Annotated in this window: 17 protein-coding genes, 1 tRNA gene and 2 pseudogenes; 9 read left to right on the top strand and 11 right to left on the bottom strand. The window is 69.6% G+C overall.

Annotation, left to right across the window (positions count from 1 at the left end; all coding sequences use genetic code 11):
- The 7 genes and pseudogenes from A9X03_RS23345 to mfd form a co-directional block, all read right to left on the bottom strand.
- Positions 1 to 267: pseudogene (locus tag A9X03_RS23345) on the bottom strand (exopolyphosphatase); the annotation flags it as partial.
- Positions 261 to 749 carry a DUF501 domain-containing protein gene (locus A9X03_RS23340; RefSeq protein ID WP_067759537.1) on the bottom strand — a complete coding sequence of 163 codons (489 nt, stop codon included), beginning with the start codon at positions 747 to 749 and terminating at the stop codon, positions 261 to 263. The pseudogene A9X03_RS23345 and the gene A9X03_RS23340, both read right to left, overlap by 7 nt.
- Positions 742 to 1,389, bottom strand: a complete 648-nt coding sequence (locus tag A9X03_RS23335; protein ID WP_068263247.1) for a septum formation initiator family protein — start codon at positions 1,387 to 1,389, stop codon at positions 742 to 744. The genes A9X03_RS23340 and A9X03_RS23335 overlap by 8 nt, the downstream gene beginning before the upstream one ends.
- Before the next feature lies 1 nt (position 1,390).
- Complete coding sequence (gene eno / locus A9X03_RS23330; protein WP_067759528.1) at positions 1,391 to 2,680, bottom strand: phosphopyruvate hydratase; 1,290 nt, start codon at positions 2,678 to 2,680, stop codon at positions 1,391 to 1,393.
- 49 nt (positions 2,681 to 2,729) lie between these two features.
- The gene (locus A9X03_RS23325; RefSeq protein WP_156670230.1) at positions 2,730 to 3,458 is read right to left on the bottom strand and encodes a lytic transglycosylase domain-containing protein; all 729 of its coding nucleotides are present in this window, start codon (positions 3,456 to 3,458) and stop codon (positions 2,730 to 2,732) included.
- A gap of 141 nt (positions 3,459 to 3,599) precedes the next feature.
- Positions 3,600 to 4,586 (bottom strand): nucleoside triphosphate pyrophosphohydrolase, encoded by a 987-nt coding sequence (locus tag A9X03_RS23320; RefSeq protein WP_067759522.1) that lies wholly within the window; start codon positions 4,584 to 4,586, stop codon positions 3,600 to 3,602.
- A gap of 106 nt (positions 4,587 to 4,692) precedes the next feature.
- Positions 4,693 to 8,358, bottom strand: coding sequence for a transcription-repair coupling factor (gene mfd / locus A9X03_RS23315; protein WP_068263244.1), 3,666 nt, complete (start codon positions 8,356 to 8,358; stop codon positions 4,693 to 4,695).
- Between the two features lie 107 nt (positions 8,359 to 8,465).
- On the opposite strand from mfd, the pseudogene A9X03_RS23310 reads away from it, so the two are divergent.
- Positions 8,466 to 9,377: pseudogene (locus A9X03_RS23310) on the top strand (diaminopimelate decarboxylase); the annotation flags it as partial.
- 11 nt (positions 9,378 to 9,388) lie between these two features.
- Here A9X03_RS23310 and A9X03_RS23305 read toward each other — a convergent pair.
- A complete protein-coding gene (locus tag A9X03_RS23305) occupies positions 9,389 to 9,982 on the bottom strand; it encodes a TetR/AcrR family transcriptional regulator (RefSeq protein ID WP_156670229.1) in 594 nt (197 codons plus the stop codon).
- 168 nt (positions 9,983 to 10,150) lie between these two features.
- On the opposite strand from A9X03_RS23305, the gene A9X03_RS23300 reads away from it, so the two are divergent.
- The 8 genes from A9X03_RS23300 (at position 10,151) to pth (ending at position 16,404) form a co-directional block, all read left to right on the top strand.
- Positions 10,151 to 10,222, top strand: a tRNA-Gln gene (locus A9X03_RS23300).
- A gap of 175 nt (positions 10,223 to 10,397) precedes the next feature.
- Positions 10,398 to 11,852: a bifunctional UDP-N-acetylglucosamine diphosphorylase/glucosamine-1-phosphate N-acetyltransferase GlmU gene (gene glmU / locus A9X03_RS23295; protein ID WP_067781050.1), complete on the top strand. Its 1,455-nt coding sequence runs from the start codon at positions 10,398 to 10,400 to the stop codon at positions 11,850 to 11,852.
- A gap of 100 nt (positions 11,853 to 11,952) precedes the next feature.
- A complete protein-coding gene (locus A9X03_RS23290; protein WP_067759508.1) occupies positions 11,953 to 12,933 on the top strand; it encodes a ribose-phosphate diphosphokinase in 981 nt (326 codons plus the stop codon).
- Positions 12,934 to 13,278 (top strand): arsenate reductase (glutaredoxin), encoded by a 345-nt coding sequence (arsC, locus tag A9X03_RS23285; RefSeq protein WP_067890169.1) that lies wholly within the window; start codon positions 12,934 to 12,936, stop codon positions 13,276 to 13,278. It abuts the gene before it with no gap.
- Positions 13,275 to 13,922 carry an LpqN/LpqT family lipoprotein gene (locus tag A9X03_RS23280; RefSeq protein WP_067759488.1) on the top strand — a complete coding sequence of 216 codons (648 nt, stop codon included), beginning with the start codon at positions 13,275 to 13,277 and terminating at the stop codon, positions 13,920 to 13,922. The genes arsC and A9X03_RS23280 overlap by 4 nt, the downstream gene beginning before the upstream one ends.
- Positions 13,923 to 13,946: 24 nt before the next feature.
- Positions 13,947 to 14,828, top strand: a complete 882-nt coding sequence (locus A9X03_RS23275) for an oxidoreductase (protein ID WP_068263241.1) — start codon at positions 13,947 to 13,949, stop codon at positions 14,826 to 14,828.
- A gap of 328 nt (positions 14,829 to 15,156) precedes the next feature.
- Complete coding sequence (locus A9X03_RS23270; RefSeq protein ID WP_067781044.1) at positions 15,157 to 15,816, top strand: 50S ribosomal protein L25/general stress protein Ctc; 660 nt, start codon at positions 15,157 to 15,159, stop codon at positions 15,814 to 15,816.
- A 12-nt stretch (positions 15,817 to 15,828) separates the two neighbouring features.
- Positions 15,829 to 16,404, top strand: a complete 576-nt coding sequence (gene pth / locus A9X03_RS23265; RefSeq protein ID WP_067759473.1) for an aminoacyl-tRNA hydrolase — start codon at positions 15,829 to 15,831, stop codon at positions 16,402 to 16,404.
- A 4-nt stretch (positions 16,405 to 16,408) separates the two neighbouring features.
- Here the strand turns inward: pth and A9X03_RS23260 are convergent, their stop codons facing one another.
- The 3 genes from A9X03_RS23260 to rsmA all read right to left on the bottom strand — a co-directional run.
- Complete coding sequence (locus A9X03_RS23260) at positions 16,409 to 18,043, bottom strand: fatty acyl-AMP ligase (RefSeq protein WP_067781041.1); 1,635 nt, start codon at positions 18,041 to 18,043, stop codon at positions 16,409 to 16,411.
- Positions 18,044 to 18,369: 326 nt separating this feature from the next.
- A complete protein-coding gene (locus A9X03_RS23255) occupies positions 18,370 to 19,326 on the bottom strand; it encodes a 4-(cytidine 5'-diphospho)-2-C-methyl-D-erythritol kinase (RefSeq protein ID WP_067759458.1) in 957 nt (318 codons plus the stop codon).
- 59 nt (positions 19,327 to 19,385) lie between these two features.
- Positions 19,386 to 19,972, bottom strand: a 587-nt coding sequence (gene rsmA / locus A9X03_RS23250; RefSeq protein WP_068263237.1) for a 16S rRNA (adenine(1518)-N(6)/adenine(1519)-N(6))-dimethyltransferase RsmA, incomplete at its 5' end; no start/stop codon positions are given.

The following is a 19,972-nucleotide window of genomic DNA, read 5'->3' as shown; positions in this document are numbered from 1 at the left end:
ATTGGCGACGTCGCGCGCCGCCGACGTGGCCACCATCCGCACCCGCTCGACGCCGTGCCGCTTCAGCAGCGCGACGTAATCGGCCAGTGCGTCCCGCGTCCGGGCGATCGCCTCCGGCGCGAACTCGCCCGTCGCATCCACACCCTGGCCCAGCCGCACGATCCGCGTCTCCCGGTGCACGTCGCGCAGCCGGCCGTCGCGAACGTCGGCGATGAGCAACCGGATCGAATTAGTTCCGCAGTCGATTCCGGCGAACCTGCTCACCATTGCCCTGCCACCAGGACGCCGGCCATCGCCGGCTCGGGCGCCAGGATCGCCAGCGCCTCGTCACCAAGCGGGTTGCACCCCGGCCCCTTGGCCAGCGAGTGCGCGATCAGCACGTGCAGACATTTGACCCGGTCCGGCATCCCGCCACCGGAAAACGTCGTCCCCAGGGGCTCGATCGCATCCCGTTCGGCCAAGTACGATTCGTGCGCCCGCCGATACGCCGCCGCCAACTCGGGATCATGGCTCAACCGCTCGGACATCTCGCGCATCAACCCGGTCGTCTCCAGCCTGCTCGCGGCCGCGGTCAGAACCGGATGTGTCAGGTAGTACAACGTCGGAAACGGCGTTCCGTCAGGAAGTTTCGGTGCGGTCTTCACGACGCCGGGCTCGCCGCTGGGGCAGCGGTAGGCGATCTCGAGCACGCCGCGGGGCTCACGCCCGAGCTGACGCGCCACGGCCTCGAGGTCCGCACGATCAACCACCGGGCGCCATGGGATTCGGGGTGGGACCGGGTTCGGCGGGGGGCAAATTGGCCGGCGGCAGGTGCGGAGCATCGGCGATGGTGTGCCACAGCGACGTGTACCAGGGATCGGTGCTGGCCGGTTTCGCCGCCTGGCCTCCCGGCTCGCTAGGGGCCGCCGTCGGCGGAAGCTGAACCTGGAACGGAATATCGCCCGGCTTCACGAAGCCCAGCCGCTCGCGGGCCTGCGCCGCGATGTAGGCCGGGTCGCCGAGTTTGGCCTTCCGCTGCTCGAGGTCGGCGATCTGGCGGCGAAGCGCGGCTTCGCTTGCCGTCAACTGATTCATCTCGGTGCGCTGCGCGAAGTACGTGCGCACAGGGCCGGCGATGGTCAACGTGAGCACGCAGACGACGGCCGCCAGCACCGCCGCCCGCCGCGCGGTGAAACCCAGCCGTTGCTCCGACCGCTGTTCGACCGATTCCGCGGCCTGCCGCTTGATGGGCTCGACGACATGCTCGAAAACCGATCGGGGGCTGGCCTGCTTGGCGGTGGCGGACGGCTTGGAAGAGGGCTTTGCCGTGCGACGCCGCCGAACCGGATCACCGGCCTTCCCCGGACGCGATGCGGGGGAGCGCCGTTTCGGATCCGGCTTGGCGGACAACCTATTTGGCCTCCGGCGCGTAGCGCGGGAACGCCAGATCACCGGCGTAGCGGGCGGCGTCGCCCAGCGCCTCCTCGATTCGCAGCAGCTGGTTGTATTTGGCCACCCGCTCGCTGCGGGCCGGCGCGCCGGTCTTGATCTGGCCGCTGCCGACCGCCACCGCCAGGTCGGCGATCGTGGTGTCTTCCGTCTCGCCGCTGCGGTGGCTCATCATCGTGCGGTACCCGCTGTGGTGGGCGAGCGCGACGGCGTCGAGCGTCTCGGTCAGCGTGCCGATCTGATTCACCTTGACCAGCAACGCGTTTGCGACACCCTTCTCGATGCCTTCCTCGAGGCGTTCGGGATTGGTGACGAAGATGTCGTCGCCGACGATCTGCACACGGTCACCGATAGACGTCGTCAGGGCCGCCCAGCCCTCCCAATCATCCTCGGAGAGCGGGTCTTCGATGGACACCAGCGGGTAGGAGCCGAGCAGCCCGGCGTAGAACTCCGCCATCTGCTCGGCGGTGCGGGTGCTGCCCTCAAAGGCGTATCCGGTTCCGTCGGTGTAGAACTCCGTGGCCGCCGCGTCCAGGGCCAGGGCGACGTCGACGCCCAGCTTGAACCCGGCCGACTCGATGGCGCTGCCGATCAGGTCCAGCGCCGCGGTGGTGCCGGCCACGTCGGGCGCGAAGCCGCCCTCGTCCCCCAGGCCGGTGCTCAGACCCTGCTTCTTCAGCACCGACTTGAGCGAGTGGTACACCTCGGCGCCCCAGCGCAGCGCCTCACTGAAGCTGGGGGCGCCGATCGGGGCCACCATGAATTCCTGAATGTCGACGGCGGTGTCTGCGTGCGCGCCGCCGTTGAGGATGTTCATCATCGGCACCGGCAGGATGTGCGCGTTCGGCCCGCCGATGTAGCGGAACAGCGGGAGCTCGGCGGAATCCGCGGCGGCCTTGGCCACCGCCAGCGACACACCCAGGATCGCGTTGCCGCCCAGCCGGGACTTGTCGGGGGTGCCGTCGAGGTCGACCAGCGCCTGATCCACCAGCCGCTGATCGTCGGCGTTGAGCCCGATCACCGCCGGGCCGATCTCGTCGAGCACGGCCTCCACGGCCTTTCGCACGCCCTTGCCGCCGTACCGTTCACCGCCGTCGCGCAACTCGACGGCCTCGTGCTCGCCGGTCGACGCCCCGGAGGGCACCGCCGCGCGGGCAAACGTCCCGTCGATCAGGGCGATCTCGACCTCGACCGTCGGGTTACCGCGGGAATCGAGGATCTCGCGGGCCCCGACCTGCTCGATAATCGGCACTGAGTTTCTCCTTGCGTGTTCTAGCTGGCGCCGTCAGCGATACATCCTGCTACAGCGGGTGACCCGCCGCATAAGCGGTCGCCCAGTCGCGGACCGCCCGCGCGTAGACGCCCGAGTTGTTGTAGGCCCGCAGTGCGGTGATCCAGCCGCGCGGAGTCCCCAGATCTTTGCCCCGCCAACACAGGTAACCCGCCGCCGCGAGGGCCGCATCGTCGATGTTGTCGGGGCTGACACGCCCGTCGTTATGGGCGTCGACGCCGTACAACCGCCAGGTCTCCGGGATGAACTGCATCGGCCCCATGGCCCGCACCACCCCGTCGTCATCGGTCACTTGTTCCTCGCTGTCGACTATGCGCAGAGTGCCCCCGCTGCCGTCCAGGCGGACACCGCGAATCGGCGGGCTCACATCCCCGTTGGGCGCCAGGCGCGCGCCGCGGTAGGTGCCGTGATGGCTTTCGACCTGCCCGATGCCCGCCAACGTGGTCCACGCGATATGGCACTTGGGGTTCTCGACCTCGGCGACCCGGGCCGCGTACGCGTACGCCTCCAGCGCGATCACTGGAATCTCGAGCGTCGCCGACCGCTGCTCGGCCCAGGCCCGAAGCTGGTCGGCGGGGCGTCCGCTGGCGTGGGTGTCCACCGGCGGCACCGGGGCCCCCGCGGGCGGCGGGACACCCTCCGGAATGAAGAGGCTGAGCTGCCACGTGCAGCTGGAGGCCATCAGCATCGCGGTCGCGCCGATCACGGCAGCCGCGCGCAACCAACGCCTCGGCGACACCATGCTGGTTAAAGCTCCCTCAACTCCCCTGCACAAACTTCCGCAACCATCGTCCCATGTGTTCCGGTCTTGCCCGGCCGCGTCGGGGGCCCGGCGCAGGATTTTGGTTAATTATCGGTTAGCCCCAAGCAGCTTTCGCGGTCACGCGTCGTCGGCCGCGGCATCCACCGCGGCCGCCTCGGGCACCCCGTCCGACGGCCAGTGCTCCCGCCACTCGTCCTCGGTGACCTCCCCGAGGGGTGCCACGTCGAACTCATCGGGGACGTCGCCGCCCCGGCGCGTCGCGGCGATCGCCCGTTCGACCTCCCGGACGGTGTCCACGAACTCCAGAACCGCCGAGCGCAGCGCGCCTTCCGCGTCGCCGCCGGCCGACACCGATATCGAGGTGATTTCGGCGGGTATGAGATCGGCGGGCAGGCCGGCCTTCTCGGCACGCTGAATCACTTTCTGCGCCAGCGCCAATGCGGGCTGCCCGGTATGCACGTCGTCCATCACCGATTTCCGGGGCTTTTCGGCGGCCTTGCGCTCTTCCCATTGCGCCAACTGCTCTTCCAGCGAAATGGTCTGGCCCGCAAGCACACCCGGAACCCGATTGCCCAGCTTGCGCATCAGCGTGACGGCAACGTCGTCGATGGTGAACGGAAGCTGCGGCGCATCCTCGGCGATGCGCGCGTGAAAGAGCACCTGCAACAACACGTCGCCGAGTTCTTCGCGCAACTGGTCGGCGCTGCCGCTGCGCACCGCGTCCAACAGTTCGTAAGTCTCCTCGAGCAGGAACCTGCGCAGCGAGTCGTGGGTTTGCTCGCTCTCCCAGGGCCCCGCGGTGCGCAGCTTGTCCATCATCGCCACGGCGTCGACCAGTCGTTCGCCGCGCGGGGTGTCCGGCGCCGAGATCAGCCGGGCACCGGCCGCGAGGCGCGCCGTGACGGCGGGATGATCGGGGTCGGACGAGAGAAGCACCGGCGCCGGATCATCGGGGTCCCCGGCATGCACCGGACGGGCCGCGGGCAGCGACCACGGCACCGCGACGGGCATCTCCTCGGTGTACTGCACCTCCCCGCTGAGATGTTCTATCGCTTCCACGGGAACCAGCGATGGGCGGCGAGGGTCGAACAAGACGACGATCATGTGCGCCGCTCCTCTCCCCCGCAAGCGGGTGGGGGTACCCCCGGCCGCGCAGCGGCGAGGGGGCGTGCCCCCACATCGCTCCGCTCTGCATCGTCGCCGGCGCGGATCATCGCGCTTGTCGCTCCTCACTGGACATCGCTGCAGGTGACGCACTCGTTATATCAATGTCCGTCTGGGGTTTTCCTTGCAGCGCCGTCACCAGATTGGCCACCATCTGCACCAGCTCGACGTCGCGGATGCGCGCCGCCCCGACACCGCCCGCCCGCGGGATGGGAACCTGCACGGTCGAGGTGGTGGCGCGGTAGCTCGCCGACGGATACATCCGCTTGAGCCGCACCTGGGCCGAATCCGGCAGCGTCATCGGCGACAGCCGCACGGTGGCCGCCGACGGCGCGGACACCTCGGTGATGCCCGCGGCGCGGCACAGCAGCCGCAACCGCGCGACCGCCACCAGGCGCAGGGCCGGTTCGGGCAGCGCGCCGTAGCGGTCGACGAGTTCGTCGACCACGGCGTCGACGGCCGCGTCGTCGGAAGCCGCCGCCAGCCGTCGGTACGCCTCCAGCCGCAGCCGGTCGCTGGCGATGTAGTCAGGCGGGAGGTGCGCGTCCACCGGCAGGTCGATCCGCACGTCCTTGGGCTCCTCGGCGGTGGTCACCGTCTGGCCGTCGGCGGCCGCGCGGTAGGCCTCCACGGCCTCGCCCACCAGCCGCACGTACAGGTCGAACCCGACCCCGGCGACGTGCCCGGACTGCTCGACGCCCAGCACGTTGCCGGCGCCGCGGATCTCGAGGTCCTTGAGCGCGACCGCCATGCCCGCGCCCAGCTCGTTGTTCTGCGCGATGGTCGCCAGCCGGTCGTAGGCCGTCTCGGTCAGCGGCGCGTGCTGCGGGTACAGGAAGTAGGCGTACCCGCGCTCGCGGCTGCGGCCCACCCGGCCGCGCAGCTGGTGCAGCTGCGACAGCCCGAAGGTGTCGGCGCGCTCGACGATCAGGGTGTTGGCGTTGGAGATGTCCAGCCCGGTCTCGACGATCGTGGTGCAGACCAGGATGTCGTATTCGCGGTTCCAGAACCCCTGCACGGTGCGTTCCAGCCGGTCCTCGGGCATCTGTCCGTGCGCGACGACCACGCGCGCCTCGGGGACCAGCTCGCGAACATGTGCCGCGGCGCGGTCGATCGAGCTGACCCGGTTGTGCACGTAGAACGCCTGCCCGTCGCGCAGCAGCTCGCGCCGCAGGGCGGCCGCGACCTGCTTGTCGTCGTGCGGGCCGACGTAGGTCAGCACGGGATACCGCTCTTCGGGCGGCGTCAGGATGGTCGACATCTCGCGGATCCCGGCCAGGCTCATCTCCAGCGTGCGCGGGATGGGGGTGGCGCTCATGGTCAGCACGTCGACGTGGGTGCGCAGGCTCTTGATGTGCTCCTTGTGCTCGACGCCGAACCGCTGCTCCTCGTCGACGACGACCAGCCCCAGGTCTTTCCAGCGCACCCCGGTCTGCAGCAGCCGGTGCGTGCCGATCACGACGTCGACCGAGCCGTCGGCCAGGCCCTCGATCACGGCGCGGGACTCGGCGTTGTCGGTGAACCGCGAGAGCCCCTTGACGGTCACCGGGAAGCCGGCCATCCGGTCGGTGAACGTCTGCAGGTGCTGGTCGGCCAGCAGCGTGGTGGGCACCAGCACCGCGACCTGCTTGCCGTCCTGGACCGCCTTGAACGCCGCGCGCACCGCGATCTCGGTCTTGCCGTAGCCGACGTCACCGCAGATCACCCGGTCCATCGGGATCGGCTTTTCCATGTCGGCCTTGACCTCGGTGATGGCGGTGAGCTGGTCGACGGTCTCGGTGAAGCCGAACGCGTCCTCCATCTCGGCCTGCCACGGGGTGTCGGGCGCGAACGCGTGGCCGGGGCTGGCCTGGCGTTTGGCGTAGAGCGCGACGAGCTCGCCGGCGATCTCGCGCACCGCGCGGCGGGCCTTGGTCTTGGTGTTGGCCCAGTCGCTGCCGCCAAGCTTGGAAAGTGCCGGCGCCTGCCCCCCGACGTAGCGGGAGAGCTGGTCCAGGGAGTCCATCGGGACGTACAGCTTGTCCGAGCCGCCGCCCCGCTTGCTCGACGCGTACTCGAGCACCAGGTACTCGCGGCGCGCGCCGCCGACCGTGCGTTCGGTCATCTCGACGAACCGCCCGATGCCGTGCTGGTCGTGCACCACCAGGTCACCGGCCGTCAGCGCCAGCGGGTCGACGGTGTTGCGCCGCTTGGCCGCCAGCCGCTTGCCCTCGACGGCGGTGGTTCGGCTACCGGTCAGGTCGGTCTCGGTGATGACGACCAGGTTGGCGCCCGGAATGACGACACCGTCGTGCAGCGGACCCTTGAGCACGCTGACGATTCCGGGCTTGAGCGTGGTGTCCGCCGCGTGGGGTTCCAGCATGGCGGCGGGGGTGTCGGAGTCGGCGAGCCGCTCGACGACCCGGTGCGCGGTACCGGCGCCCGGCGCGACGACGGCGGCGTAGCCGCCGGTCGAGACGTGCGCGCGCAGCATCGCGAAGATGCCGTCGATGTCCTGCTGGTGCCCGCGGGCCGAGGGCGCCGCCCGAACGTCCAGCTCGACTGCCGACTCGTCGGACAACTGGCTCAACGTCCACCACGGGTGACCGGAATTCGCCGCCGCGGCGTGCACGTCGTCCAGCTCGGCGAACCCCGATCCCCCGAATTGCGCCACGTCGACGGGCGCGTCGGTGCCGAGGGCGGCGACCGACCAGGAGGCCTCGAGGAATTCGCTGCCCGTCTTGATCAGGTCGGCGGCCCGGGTGCGAACCTTCTCGGGGTCGCACACCAACACCGGCGTGCCCTCGGCCAGCTGGTCGGTCAGCAGCACGTGTTCCCCGGGCCGCAGCACCGGCAACAGCGCCTCCATGCCGTCGACCGCGATCCCCTCGCCCAGCTTGGCCAGCATGTCGGTCACGCTGCCGGTGATGGCCGGCTCGGCCCCGGAATGCCGGGCGGCGAGCGCGGCGGCCCGTTCCCGCACCTCGTCGGTCAGCAGCAGCTCGCGGCAGGGCACCGCGATCACCGTCTCGACCTCGATCTCGGGGATCGAGCGCTGGTCGGCGACGGCGAACATCCGGATCTCGCTGACCTCGTCACCCCAGAACTCGATGCGCACCGGGTGCTCGGCGGTCGGCGGAAAGACGTCGAGGATGCCCCCGCGCACCGCGAACTCGCCCCGCCGGCCCACCATGTCGACCCGGGTGTAGGCCAGCTCCACCAGCCGGGCGACGACGTCTTCGAAGGCGATCTCCTCGCCGACTTTGAACGTGACCGGCTCGACCAGGCCCAGCTCCGGCGTCATCGGTTGCATCAGCGAGCGCACCGCGGTCACCACCACCTGCAGCGGCGGGCCCAACCGACCATCGTCGGGATGCGCCAGCCTGCGCAGCACCGTCAGCCGGGCGCCGACGGTGTCGACGCCCGGCGACAACCGCTCGTGCGGCAGGGTCTCCCAGGACGGAAAGGCCGCGACGGCATCGCCGAAGACGCCGCGCAATTCAGCGGTCAGGTCGTCGGCTTCGCGACCCGTCGCGGTGACCACGAGCAAAGGCCCCAACCGCGCCAGCGCGCTGGCCACAAAAAGCCGTGCACTGGCTGGACCCACCAGGCGCAGCTCGGCCGGTCGCTCGGCCGCGCTTTCGATCAGTTGCTGGAAGGTCGGCGCGGTGAGCGCCAATTCAACGAGCCCCGCGATCGGGGGTTCTGGGCGAGCAGGCCCCGGTGCGGTCATGATGAATCCATTCTAGGGGCGCCAGGATTCGTCAATATTGAGCCCGGGACCGTCAAGGGTTCGTAAGGAAGCCGCCCTTCGGCCCCGTGCCGGCCCACGTTGGATTCATGACATTGCTGGAGATCCTGCCGTCACTTGGTCACGCGGCCCCGCCGCGGTTCGATCCCGCGATCTGGCCCGTGACCGCCCACCCCGACGAGCAGGGCGGGCTCTGCGTTGGCGGGGTGCCCCTGGCGGACATCGCCGACGAGTTCGGCACGCCGGCCTACGTCATCGACGAGACCGACTTCCGGCGCCGGGCCCGCCGTTACCGCAAGGCGCTGCGTGGCGTCCAGGTGGTCTACGCGGGGAAGTCGCTGCTGACCACCGCGGTGGCCCGCTGGGCCCGCGAGGAGGGCCTCGGCATCGACGTCTGCTCGGCCGGTGAGCTGGCCGTCGCCCTTGCCGGTGGGGTGGATCCGGCCCGGATCGTCGTCCACGGCAACGCCAAGTCCCTCGATGAGCTGCGCGACGCGGTGGGCGCCGGCGTGGGGCGGATCGTGCTGGATTCCTGCATGGAGATCGCCTACCTCGCCGGCCTGGCGCGCGGGCGTCAGCCGGTCCTCATCCGGGTGACGCCGGACATCGATATTCACGGGCACCGGGCGGTGGCGACCGGAATCAGCGACCAGAAGTTCGGCTTCACCCTCGCCGGAGACCACGCCGCAGAGGCGGTCAAACGCGTGCTGGCGCACCCGATCCTCGACCTGGTCGGCCTGCACTGCCACATCGGCTCGCAGGTTACCGACCCGACGCTATACGGCGAAGCGATTCACCGGCTGATCGCCGCGATGGCCGACATCCGGGCCCGCCACGGCGTCATCCTGACCGAACTCAACCTCGGCGGCGGGCACGCCATCCCCTACGTTCCCGGCGACCGCGAACTCGACCTCGACGCGCTGGCCCGTGTTATCGAGGGCGCGCTGGACGAGGCCTGCGCCGCGGAGCATTTCCCCCGCCCCAGGGTGGTGGTGGAACCCGTCGACGGCGGCTAACTGTCCTGCAGCCTGGGGTCGGCCTCCAGGTGGGTCAGCCCGTTCCACATCAGGTTGACCAGGTGCGCCGCGACCACTTCCTTCTTGGGTTCCCGGGTGTCGAGCCACCATTGCGCCGTCATCGACACCGAGCCCACCAGCGCCTGCGCGTACAACGGCGCCAGCTCGGGATCCAGGCCGCGGCGGGCGAAGTCGCCGGCCAGGATTGAGCTGACCTGGTTGACGGCGTCGTTGAGCAGGCTGGAGTAGGTGCCCGAGCTGATGGCGGCCGGTGAGTCGCGGATCATGATGCGGAAGCCGTCGGTGCGCTCTTCGACGTACGTGAGCAGCGCCAGAGCGACCCGCTCGACCCGCACCCGGGACCGGTTGTTGGTCAGCGACGAGGTGATGCCGTCCAGCAGCGCCGACATCTCGCGGTCGACCACCACGGCGTACAGCCCCTCCTTGCCGCCGAAATGTTCGTAGACGACCGGCTTGGACACGTTGGCGCGCAACGCGATCTCCTCGATCGAGGTGCCCTCGTAACCGCGCTCGGCGAACAGCGAGCGTGCGATGCCGATGAGTTGTTGCCGGCGCTCGGTACCGGTCATCCTGGCGCGCGGGGCGCGTGCCTCTTTGTCCGGCTCCTTGTCGAGAACAGCCACGTCAATCAGCGTATAGCGTCGCAGGCACCGAACCGCCCGTCTTTCCCTCGGCGCCGCGATCGGCCCGTCCACCGTCTAAAGTCTGTTGGTGGCGCGGGCCGATGGGCCTTGCGATCCGTCGTGGTGTAATCGGCAGCACCTCTGATTTTGGTTCAGATAGTTCAGGTTCGAGTCCTGGCGACGGAGCTTTGCTCCCTGGGTCGGGGGTGGGGCCTATGCACGAATTCGGCACGGTTCCCGTACGCAGGCCCCACGGTCGGCGAGTCGGACCGAAGTGGTCTTTGCGTCGACGTCAGGTGTGGTGACACGCTTGACGGCGTGTCGGCGTACAGACACGCACGCTCGCGTCGGAAGGAGAAGCGTGGCGTCTCGTGGTGATACCGCGGTCCTGGTGCTCGCGGCCGGGCCCGGCACCCGGATGCGGTCGGACACCCCCAAGGTGCTGCACACGATCGGCGGGCGCAGCATGTTGTCCCACCTCCTGCACGCGATAACCAAGGCCGCCCCGCAACACCTGGTCGTGGTCCTCGGCCACGACCACCAGCGCATCGCTCCGCTGGTCGCCGAATGGGCCGACGGCCTGGGCCGCGCCATCGAGGTCGCCCTGCAGGACCGGCCGCTGGGCACCGGCCACGCCGTTCTCTGCGGCCTGTCCGCGCTGCCCGAGGACTACGCCGGCGTCGTCGTCGTCACCTCCGGCGACACGCCGCTGCTGGACTCCGACACCCTGGCCGACCTGATCGCGACGCACAACGCCGGATCGGCCGCCGCGACGGTGCTCACCACGACACTCGACGACCCCACCGGCTACGGCCGCATCCTGCGCACCCAGGACAACGAGGTCACCGCGATCGTGGAACACGCCGACGCGACGCCTTTCCAGCGCGAGATCCGCGAGGTCAACGCCGGCGTCTACGCCTTCGACGTTCCCGCGTTGCGCTCCGCGCTGAGCCGGCTGAGCTCGAACAACGCCCAGCAGGAGCTGTACCTGACCGACGTCATCGCCATCCTGCGCGGCGACGGGCGGGCCATCCACGCCCAGCACGTCGATGACAGCGCGCTGGTGGCCGGCGTGAACAACCGCGTGCAGCTGGCGCAATTGGGCGCCGAACTCAACCGCCGGATCGTCGCCGCCCACCAGATGGCCGGGGTGACGGTGGTCGACCCGGCCACCACCTGGATCGACGTCGACGTCACGATCGGCCGCGACACCGTGATCCACCCGGGCACGCAGCTGCTGGGCCGCACCCAGCTTGGCGGCCACTGCGTCGTCGGCCCGGACACCACGCTCACCGACGTCACCGTCGGCGACGGCGCGTCGGTGGTGCGCACCCACGGCACGTCGTCGTCCATCGGCGCCGGCGCCACGGTCGGGCCCTTCACCTACCTGCGGCCGGGCACGGTGCTCGGCGATGACGGCAAGCTCGGCGCGTTCGTCGAGACCAAGAACTCCACGATCGGCACCGGCACCAAGGTTCCGCACCTGACCTACGTCGGTGACGCCGACATCGGCGACCACAGCAACATCGGAGCGTCCAGCGTCTTCGTCAATTACGACGGCACGTCCAAGGCCCGGACCACGATCGGCTCCCACGTGCGCACCGGGTCGGACACCATGTTCGTCGCCCCGGTCACGGTCGGCGACGGCGCGTACACCGGCGCGGGAACCGTGGTCCGCGACGACGTCCCGCCCGGCGCGCTCGCGGTGTCCGCCGGCCCGCAACGCAACATCGAGGGCTGGGTACAGCGCAAACGGCCGGGCAGCGCGGCGGCCGAAGCGGCCGAAAAGGCGACCGGGGCCGGCGAGCCCGAATAGACATTGTGATTTCGCTATCTGGTAACCCGGCCACATTTCCGTACCATTCGCTACGTACGATTGGCCATCCACTTTTGATCCGAACGGCGAGGGCAGTGCGTTGAGCCACGACTGGACCGACAACCGCAAAAACCTGATGCTCTTCTCCGGCCGTGCGCACCCGGAGTTGGCCGAGCAGGTCGCAAAGGAGCTCGACGTCCACGTCACCGCTCAGACGGCGCGGGAGTTCGCCAACGGCGAGATTTTCGTCCGGTTCGACGAGTCGGTCCGCGGGTGCGACGCGTTCGTCCTGCAATCGGCGCCGGCGCCGGTGAACGACTGGCTGATGGAACAGCTGATCATGATCGACGCGCTCAAGCGGGGTAGCGCCAAGCGCATCACCGCCGTCATGCCGTTCTACCCGTACGCCCGGCAGGACAAGAAGCATCGCGGCCGCGAGCCGATCTCGGCGCGGCTGGTCGCCGATCTGCTCAAGACCGCCGGCGCCGACCGGATCGTGACCGTCGACCTGCACACCGACCAGATCCAGGGTTTCTTCGACGGGCCGGTCGACCACATGCGCGGGCAGAACCTGCTGACCGGGTACATCCGGGACAACTACCCGGACGGCAACATGGTCGTGGTCTCCCCCGATTCGGGGCGGGTGCGGATCGCCGAGAAGTGGGCCGACGCGCTGGGCGGAGTCCCGCTGGCCTTCATCCACAAGACCCGCGACCCGCGGGTGCCCAACCAGGTGGTGTCCAACCGCGTCGTCGGCGAGGTGCAGGGCAGGACATGTGTGCTGATCGACGACATGATCGACACCGGCGGCACGATCGCCGGCGCGGTCAAGTTGCTGCGCGACGAGGGCGCTGGTGACGTGATCATCGCGGCCACCCACGGCGTGCTGTCCGACCCGGCCGCCGAGCGGCTCGCTGCGTCCGGCGCCCGCGAGGTGATCGTCACCAACACGCTGCCGATCGGCGAGGAAAAGCGCTTCCCGCAGCTCACCGTCTTGTCCATCGCGCCGCTGCTGGCCAGCACCATTCGCGCCGTCTTCGAAAACGGCTCCGTCACGGGGCTGTTCGACGGAGACGCCTAGATGGCCGATACCGTCATCTACCACAATCCCCGCTGCAGCACATCCCGCAAAACGCTGGACTTGTTGCGCGACAACGGGGTTGAGCCGACAATCGTCGAGTATTTGAAGAACCCGCCGGCGCGCGGCGAACTGGTGAAGATGATCGACGACGCCGGGATCGACGTGCGGACCGCGGTGCGCAAGCGTGAATCGCTGTACGCCGAACTCAATCTCGCCGATGCGACCGACGACCAGTTGCTCGACGCCATGGTCGAACACCCGATCCTGATCGAGCGGCCGTTCGTCGTCACACCGAAGGGCACCCGGCTGGCCCGGCCGGTCGACGCGGTCCGCGAGATTCTGTGAGACGTGGGTATGCGGCCGCGGCCATTGCGCTGACACTGTCCGCGGTGGCGTGCGGGCCGAAAACCCCTGACTACCAATCGATCTGGTCGACGACTCCGACCACCACGACCACGACGACGCGGGTTGAAAAGCCCGTGCCGCTGTCGCAGTATCTGCAGAACATCGGCGTCACCGGCCAACAGGTGGCGCCGGGCAACCTGCCCGACCTGACGGTCTCGATCCCGACGCCCCCGGGCTGGTCGGTGGCGAGCAATCCGCACATCTCGCCGGAGACCGTAATGCTCTCCAAGGGCAACAAGTACCCGACCGCCAGGCTGGTGGTGTTCAAGCTGAATGGCGATTTCGATCCGGCCCAGGTGATCCAGCACGGCAACGACGACGCCCAGCTGTTCGAGAATTTCAAGCAGCTCGACGCCTCGACGACGCCCTACAACGGCTTTCCCTCGTCGATGATCCAGGGCAGCTACGACTTGGACGGCACACGCCTGCACAGCTTCAACCGGATCGTCATCGCCACCGGGTCGCCGCCCGCCAAGCAGCGATACCTGGTTCAGCTCACCATCACCGGCCTGGCCAACGAGGCGGTCGCGCAGTCCACCGACATCGAGGCGATCATGCGGGGGTTCGTCGTCGCGGCGAAGTAGCGGCGGTTCACTAGGCTCACATCCATGACGAACTGGACCGCCGCAGACCTGCCCTCGTTCGCCGGGCGCACCGTGATCATCACCGGGGCCAACAGCGGGCTCGGCGCCGTGACCGCCCGCGAGCTGGCGCACCGGGGCGCTACGCTCGTCATGGCGGTTCGCGACGTTCGCAAGGGCGAGAAGGCCGCGCTGCAGATCCGGGGCACTCAGACCGGCCCGGTCGAGGTGCGCCCGCTCGACCTGCAGAACCTGTCGTCGGTGCGCGAATTCGCCGACGGCGTCGACGAGGTCGACGTGCTGATCAACAACGCGGGCATCATGGCGGCCCCCTACGCGCAGACCGTCGACGGCTTCGAAAGCCAGATCGGCACCAACCACCTCGGGCATTTCGCGCTCACCAACCTGTTGCTGCCCAAGCTCACCGATCGGGTGGTCACGGTGTCGTCGATGGCGCACTGGGCGGGTCGGATCAGCCTCGACGACCTGAATTGGAAGACGCGGCGGTACTCGCCCTGGCTGGCCTACAGCCAGTCCAAGCTCGCCAATCTGCTGTTCACCAGCGAACTGCAGCGGCGCCTGGATTCGTCCGGTTCGAAGCTGCGCGCGCTGGCCGCGCACCCCGGCTATTCGCACACCAATCTGCAAGGCGCCTCGGGCCGCAAGCTCGGCGACGCGATGATGTCGGCGATCACCCGGGTGGTGGCCACCGACGCGGACTTCGGCGCGCGCCAGACGCTGTATGCGGCGTCGCAGGACCTGCCCGGCGATACGTTCGTCGGGCCGCGGTTCGGCCAGCTCGGCCGCACCCAACCGGTGGCGCGCAGCCGGCGGGCGCAGGACCCGGCAATGGCCCGGGCGCTCTGGGAGCTGTCCGAGCAGCTCACCGGCACCAAATTCCCGCTCTGAGCCCCTCCGACCGAACCCCACCGCCCCCACCAGCCTCGCCAGCCTCTCGCGCGGCCGGCCGGCGATGTGCCCACCTCCGAGCGACAACGCCCGCGCGCCGCGGGTTGTCGCTGCGAGGCGGGCATCTCGGCTATCGCCCCGGCCAGGTGGCGAAGTGACGCAAGTGACGCAGACCGCCGCAATTTCCGCTCCCAGGTGCGCATGCGTTAACCTGACCGGGCGTCACGGCGAGGGTGACTGGCCTGCCAGCACCGTTATCGACGGAGACCGACGAACTGTCGCGACCCTGGCCGTGCCCCCACACTGACGAGCACACAGGAGCGACACGATGGCCAAGTCCGCAGGCAACCAGCTCACCGCCACGGTGCGAACCGAGACCGGTAAGGGCGCGTCCCGCCGGGCCCGCCGCGAAGGCAAAATCCCCGCCGTCCTCTACGGGCACGGTTCCGACCCGCAGCACCTGGAGCTGCCCGGCCACGACTTCGCGGCCGTGCTGCGCCACGCGGGCACCAACGCCGTGCTGACCCTGGACATCGGCGGCAAGGAACAGCTGGCGCTGACCAAGGCGCTCGACATCCACCCGATCCGCCGCACCATCCAGCACGCCGACCTGCTGGTCGTGCGCCGCGGCGAGAAGGTCGTCGTCGAGGTGACCGTCGTCGTCGAGGGCGACGCCGTGCCGGGCACCCTGGTCACCCAGGACACCAACACCATCGAGATCGAGGCCGAGGCGCTGTCGATTCCCGAGCACGTCACCGTGTCGGTGCAGGACGCCGAACCGGGCACCCAGTTCACCGCCGGCCAGATCGCCCTGCCGCGGGGCGTCAACCTGATCTCCGACCCGGAGATGCTGGTGGTCAACGTGGTGGTCGCGCCGACGGCCGAGGACCTCGAGGAAGAGGGCGCGGGCGAGGTCGCCGAGCGCGAAGAGGCCCCCGCCGAAGAAGAGGCCGGCGAGGCCGAGGCCCCCGCGGACGAGTCCGAGTAGGCGGTTCGCAACGTGGCCGAGCCGTTGCTGGTGGTCGGCCTGGGCAACCCCGGAGACAACTACGCCCGCACCCGGCACAACCTCGGGTTCATGGTCGCCGACCTGCTCGCCGGCCGACTGGGGTCAAAGTTCAAGGTGCACAAGCGGTCCGGCGCCGAGGTGGTCAGCGGCCGGTTGGCCGGACATTCGGTCCTGGTCGCCAAGCCGCGCTGCTACATGAACGAGTCCGGCCGCCAGGTCGGGCCGTTGGCGAAGTTCTATTCGGTGGCGCCGGCCGACATCGTCGTCGTGCATGACGACCTCGACCTGGACTTCGGCCGCATCCGGCTGAAGATCGGCGGCGGCGAGGGCGGTCACAACGGCCTGCGCTCGGTGGCGGCCGCGTTGGGCACCAAGGAGTTTCAGCGCGTCCGCATCGGGATCGGCCGACCACCCGGTCGCAAAGACCCGGCGGCCTTCGTGTTGGAGAACTTCTCGGCGGCCGAGCGCGGCGAGGTGCCGACCATTTGCGAGCAGGCCGCGGACGCCACGGAGTTGCTCGTCGAGCTGGGGCTGGAGCCGGCGCAGAACCGCGTCCACGCCTGGTAAGCGCCTAAGTGACCAGCGTGGCGGAGTGGGACCGGCGCAGCTTGCCCGACGGTGTCTTCGGGATGGTGCCCGGCCCGAGCACCACCACGTTGCGCGGCCGCATGTCGACCTCGGACACCACCTCGCGCGCGACCTGGTGCTCGATGCGGCGCACCTCGGCCGGGTCCTGCCAGGCGTTGGACTCGACGGCGACGGCGAACGTCTCGCGGGAGTGGCCGGCGTCCAGGCGCACCGCGACCGCGCACCCGGGCCGCACCCCCTCGACGCGGCAGGCGGCCCGCTCGATGTCGGTGGGATAGATGTTGCGGCCGGCCATGATGATGACGTCCTTGACGCGGCCGCACACCACGACGTGGCCCTCCTCGGTCATGTAGCCGAGGTCGCCGGTGTCATACCAACCGTTCTCGTCCTGCGCCGGGATGAAGCCACCCATCGTCAGGTAGCCCGGCGTCAGCGACTCGCCGCGCAGCTCGATGACGCCGACGCCGCGGGCGGGCATCACGTCGCCGTTCTCGTCGATGATGCGCGCCTCCAGGTCCTGCAGCAGCGGGCCGAGCGTGGCCAGCCTGCGGGTGTTGCCCTTGGTGGCCGGCACCGCGCGGCGCAGGGCCGCGAGCAGGTCCGCGTCGACCTCGTCGACGACCAGGCCGGCGTTGCACTCCGAGAACGACACCGCCAGCGTGGTCTCGGCCATGCCGTACGCCGGCAGAATCGCCGAGGGGCTCAGGCCGAACGGCTTGCCCGCGTCCAGCAGGTCCTCCACGTCGGCGGGTTCGACCGGCTCTGCACCGGACAGCGCGAAGCGCAGGGTCGACAGGTCGAAGTCACCCGGCTTGGCGTTGCGGCGCAGCCGCTTGGCGAGCAGCGCGTAGGCGAAGTTGGGCGCCGCGGTCATGGTGCCCTTGTACTTGTCGATGAGCTTGGCCCACAGCAGCGTGTCGCGCAGGAAGTCCATCGGCGTGACCTTGACGAGCTCGGCGCCGAAGTACATCGGGATGGTCAGGAAGCCGACCATGCCCATGTCGTGGAAGCAGGGCAGCCAGCTGACCATGACGTCCTTGTTGACGTCGTATTGGGCACCGATGAACATCGCCTCGGCATTGGAGTAGATGTTGCGGTGGGTGATCTGGACGGCCTTCGGGGAGCCGGTGGAACCGGACGTCAGCTGCATCAGCGCCAGGTCGTCCTCGCCGACCTCGACGGGGTCGATCGGTTCCGACGCCAGCAGGTCGGCGACGGTGAGGACCTTGATGCCCTTCTCCTCGAGCACGGGGATGGCCACCAGGAAGGGCTCGGAGACGATGACGGCCTTGGCCTCGATCATGCCGATGACGTTCATCGTGTCTTCGGCCCACACGGCCAGGTCGGTGCGCGGGGTGGGCTGGTGCAGCATCGTCAGGCTGGCGCCGCGCATCCACAGCCCCTGGGCGGTCGGGGCGATTTCCACCGGGAAGCCGGCGAGGACACCGACGGCGTCGCCGAGGCCGATGCCGGCGGCGGCCAGGCCGCCCGCGATGCGGCGGGCGCGTTCGTGGACCTCGCCCCACGTGTGGCGGACCGGTTCGTGGGGTTCACCGGTGACCATGCCCGTCGTCACGGTGCGGGCATTGCGGTACATCTTCTCGGTAAACCTGCTCACACAAACCTCCTCGGTTCCGGCGCTTGCCCCAACGCCCGAGATTTCATATTCCGCCCACTCGGTAGCTCTTCGCAGCAGGCTCGCAAACACAGTCGGGCAGCGGTTAGGTCTCGAAACGGCGATGAGCCGGCAACCCCGCGTCCGGTCGCCCGATAAGCGCGGACCGGGCCCGAAAAACGCTCGTGGGCCCGAAGCACCAGTCGTCCGCCGGGGGCTCCGGCGGACGACGAAAATAAGTGATCTTGCTCAGCGCTACCCGTCACCGCGCATTATCTTAAACTCCTCTTAGGGAACAGCCCAAACGAATGCGCGTTTTGGGGTGATTTTCACACTTCGGTGGGGGCCGGAACCACGCGCGCCCCGGCCACCGGCCCGCTGGCGACCCGCACCGTGCGGCAGACGCCCGCCCCGGACACCTCGGTGCCCACGTCGACGGCCGAGGCCGCCGAGGAGCACAGGAACGCGCACGTCGGGCCCGAGCCGGACACGATGCCCGCCAGGGCGCCGGCCTGGACGCCCGCGCGCAACGTGCGGCGCAGCTTCGGGTTCAGGCTCACCGCGGCGGCCTGCATCTCGTTGCCCAGCAGCGACGCCAGCTGTTCCGGGTCGCCCGCGGCCAGGGCCGCCAGCACCGGGCCCGGCCCGGCGAGCCGGGGCGGGTCGCCCGCCCCCCGAAGGCGGTCGAGCTCGGCGAACACCGCGGGCGTGAGCAGCTCCCCGTCGGCGAACGCCAACACCCAGTGGAAGGTGTTGCGGGACAACACGGTGGCCAGCTCCTCGCCGCGGCCGGTGCCCAGCGCGGTGCCGCCGTGCAGCGCGAAGGGGACGTCGCTGCCCAACCGCGCGGCCAGCATGCGCAGGTCGCGACGCGGCACGTTGAGTTCCCACAGCGAGTTCATGGCGACCAGCACCGCCGCCGCGTCCGCGCTGCCGCCGGCCATGCCACCGGCCACGGGGATGGATTTGTCGATCATGATCGAGACGTCGGGCGCCCGGCCGACGTGTTCGGCCATCAGCTCGGCGGCCTGCCAGGCAAGGTTGCGTTCGTCGGTGGGCAGTTTGTCGGCACCCTCGCCGACGAGCTCGAGCGACAGCACGTCGGCGTTGCGGACGGTCACCTCGTCGAGCAGGGAGACGGCCTGAAAGACGGTTGTCAGCTCGTGGTAACCGTCCTCGCGGCGGTCGCCGACCTCGAGATAGAGGTTGACCTTCCCGGGCACCCGAACGGTGACCGACCCGGTCGGCACCCACTGTGCGGCGGTATTGCCGTCAGACGCGGACACCGGAGCAGACTATCGCTGCCACCGGCCGACCACATGCAGCGGCACCGACGGCGCCGCGGTCAGCCCGGCGAGGTCTGCTGTTGCGTCGCGGTGTCGGTTGGTTCGTTCGATCTGCGCAACAGCCGGACGAAGTCGTCGATGGACAGGGTCTCGCCGCGGCGCGCCGGGTCGATGCTGGCGGCCAACAGGCGACTCGCCGACTCGTTCCCCGAGCCGGCCCACTCGACGAACGCGTTGCGGGCCGTCTTGCGCCGCTGCGCGAACGCGATGTCCACCAGTCCGAAGACCTGACGGCGGAAGGCCTCGTCGGTGGGCCACTGCGGGGTGGCGTAGCGGTCGATGCGCACGAGCCCGGAATACACGCGGGGAATCGGCCAGAAGACCGTCGGCGACACCATGCCGCACCGCCGAACCGACCCGAAGTAGCGGACCTTGACGCTGGGCACGCCGTAGTCCTTGCCGCCCGGCTCGGCGGCGAGGCGTTCGGCGACCTCCGCCTGCACCATGACAGTCACCGTCTGAATGGAGGGGAATTCGGCGAGCAGGTGCAGCAGCGCGGGCACCGCGACGTTGTAGGGCAGGTTGGCGACGACCGCGTTGGGTTGCGCGGCCAACTCGTCCCGGCGAAGGGTCAAGACGTCGCGGT

This window comes from Mycobacterium sp. E1715 (assembly GCF_001667625.1).
GTDB lineage: Bacteria > Actinomycetota > Actinomycetes > Mycobacteriales > Mycobacteriaceae > Mycobacterium.
This window is presented reverse-complemented; position numbering and strand designations above follow the sequence as displayed.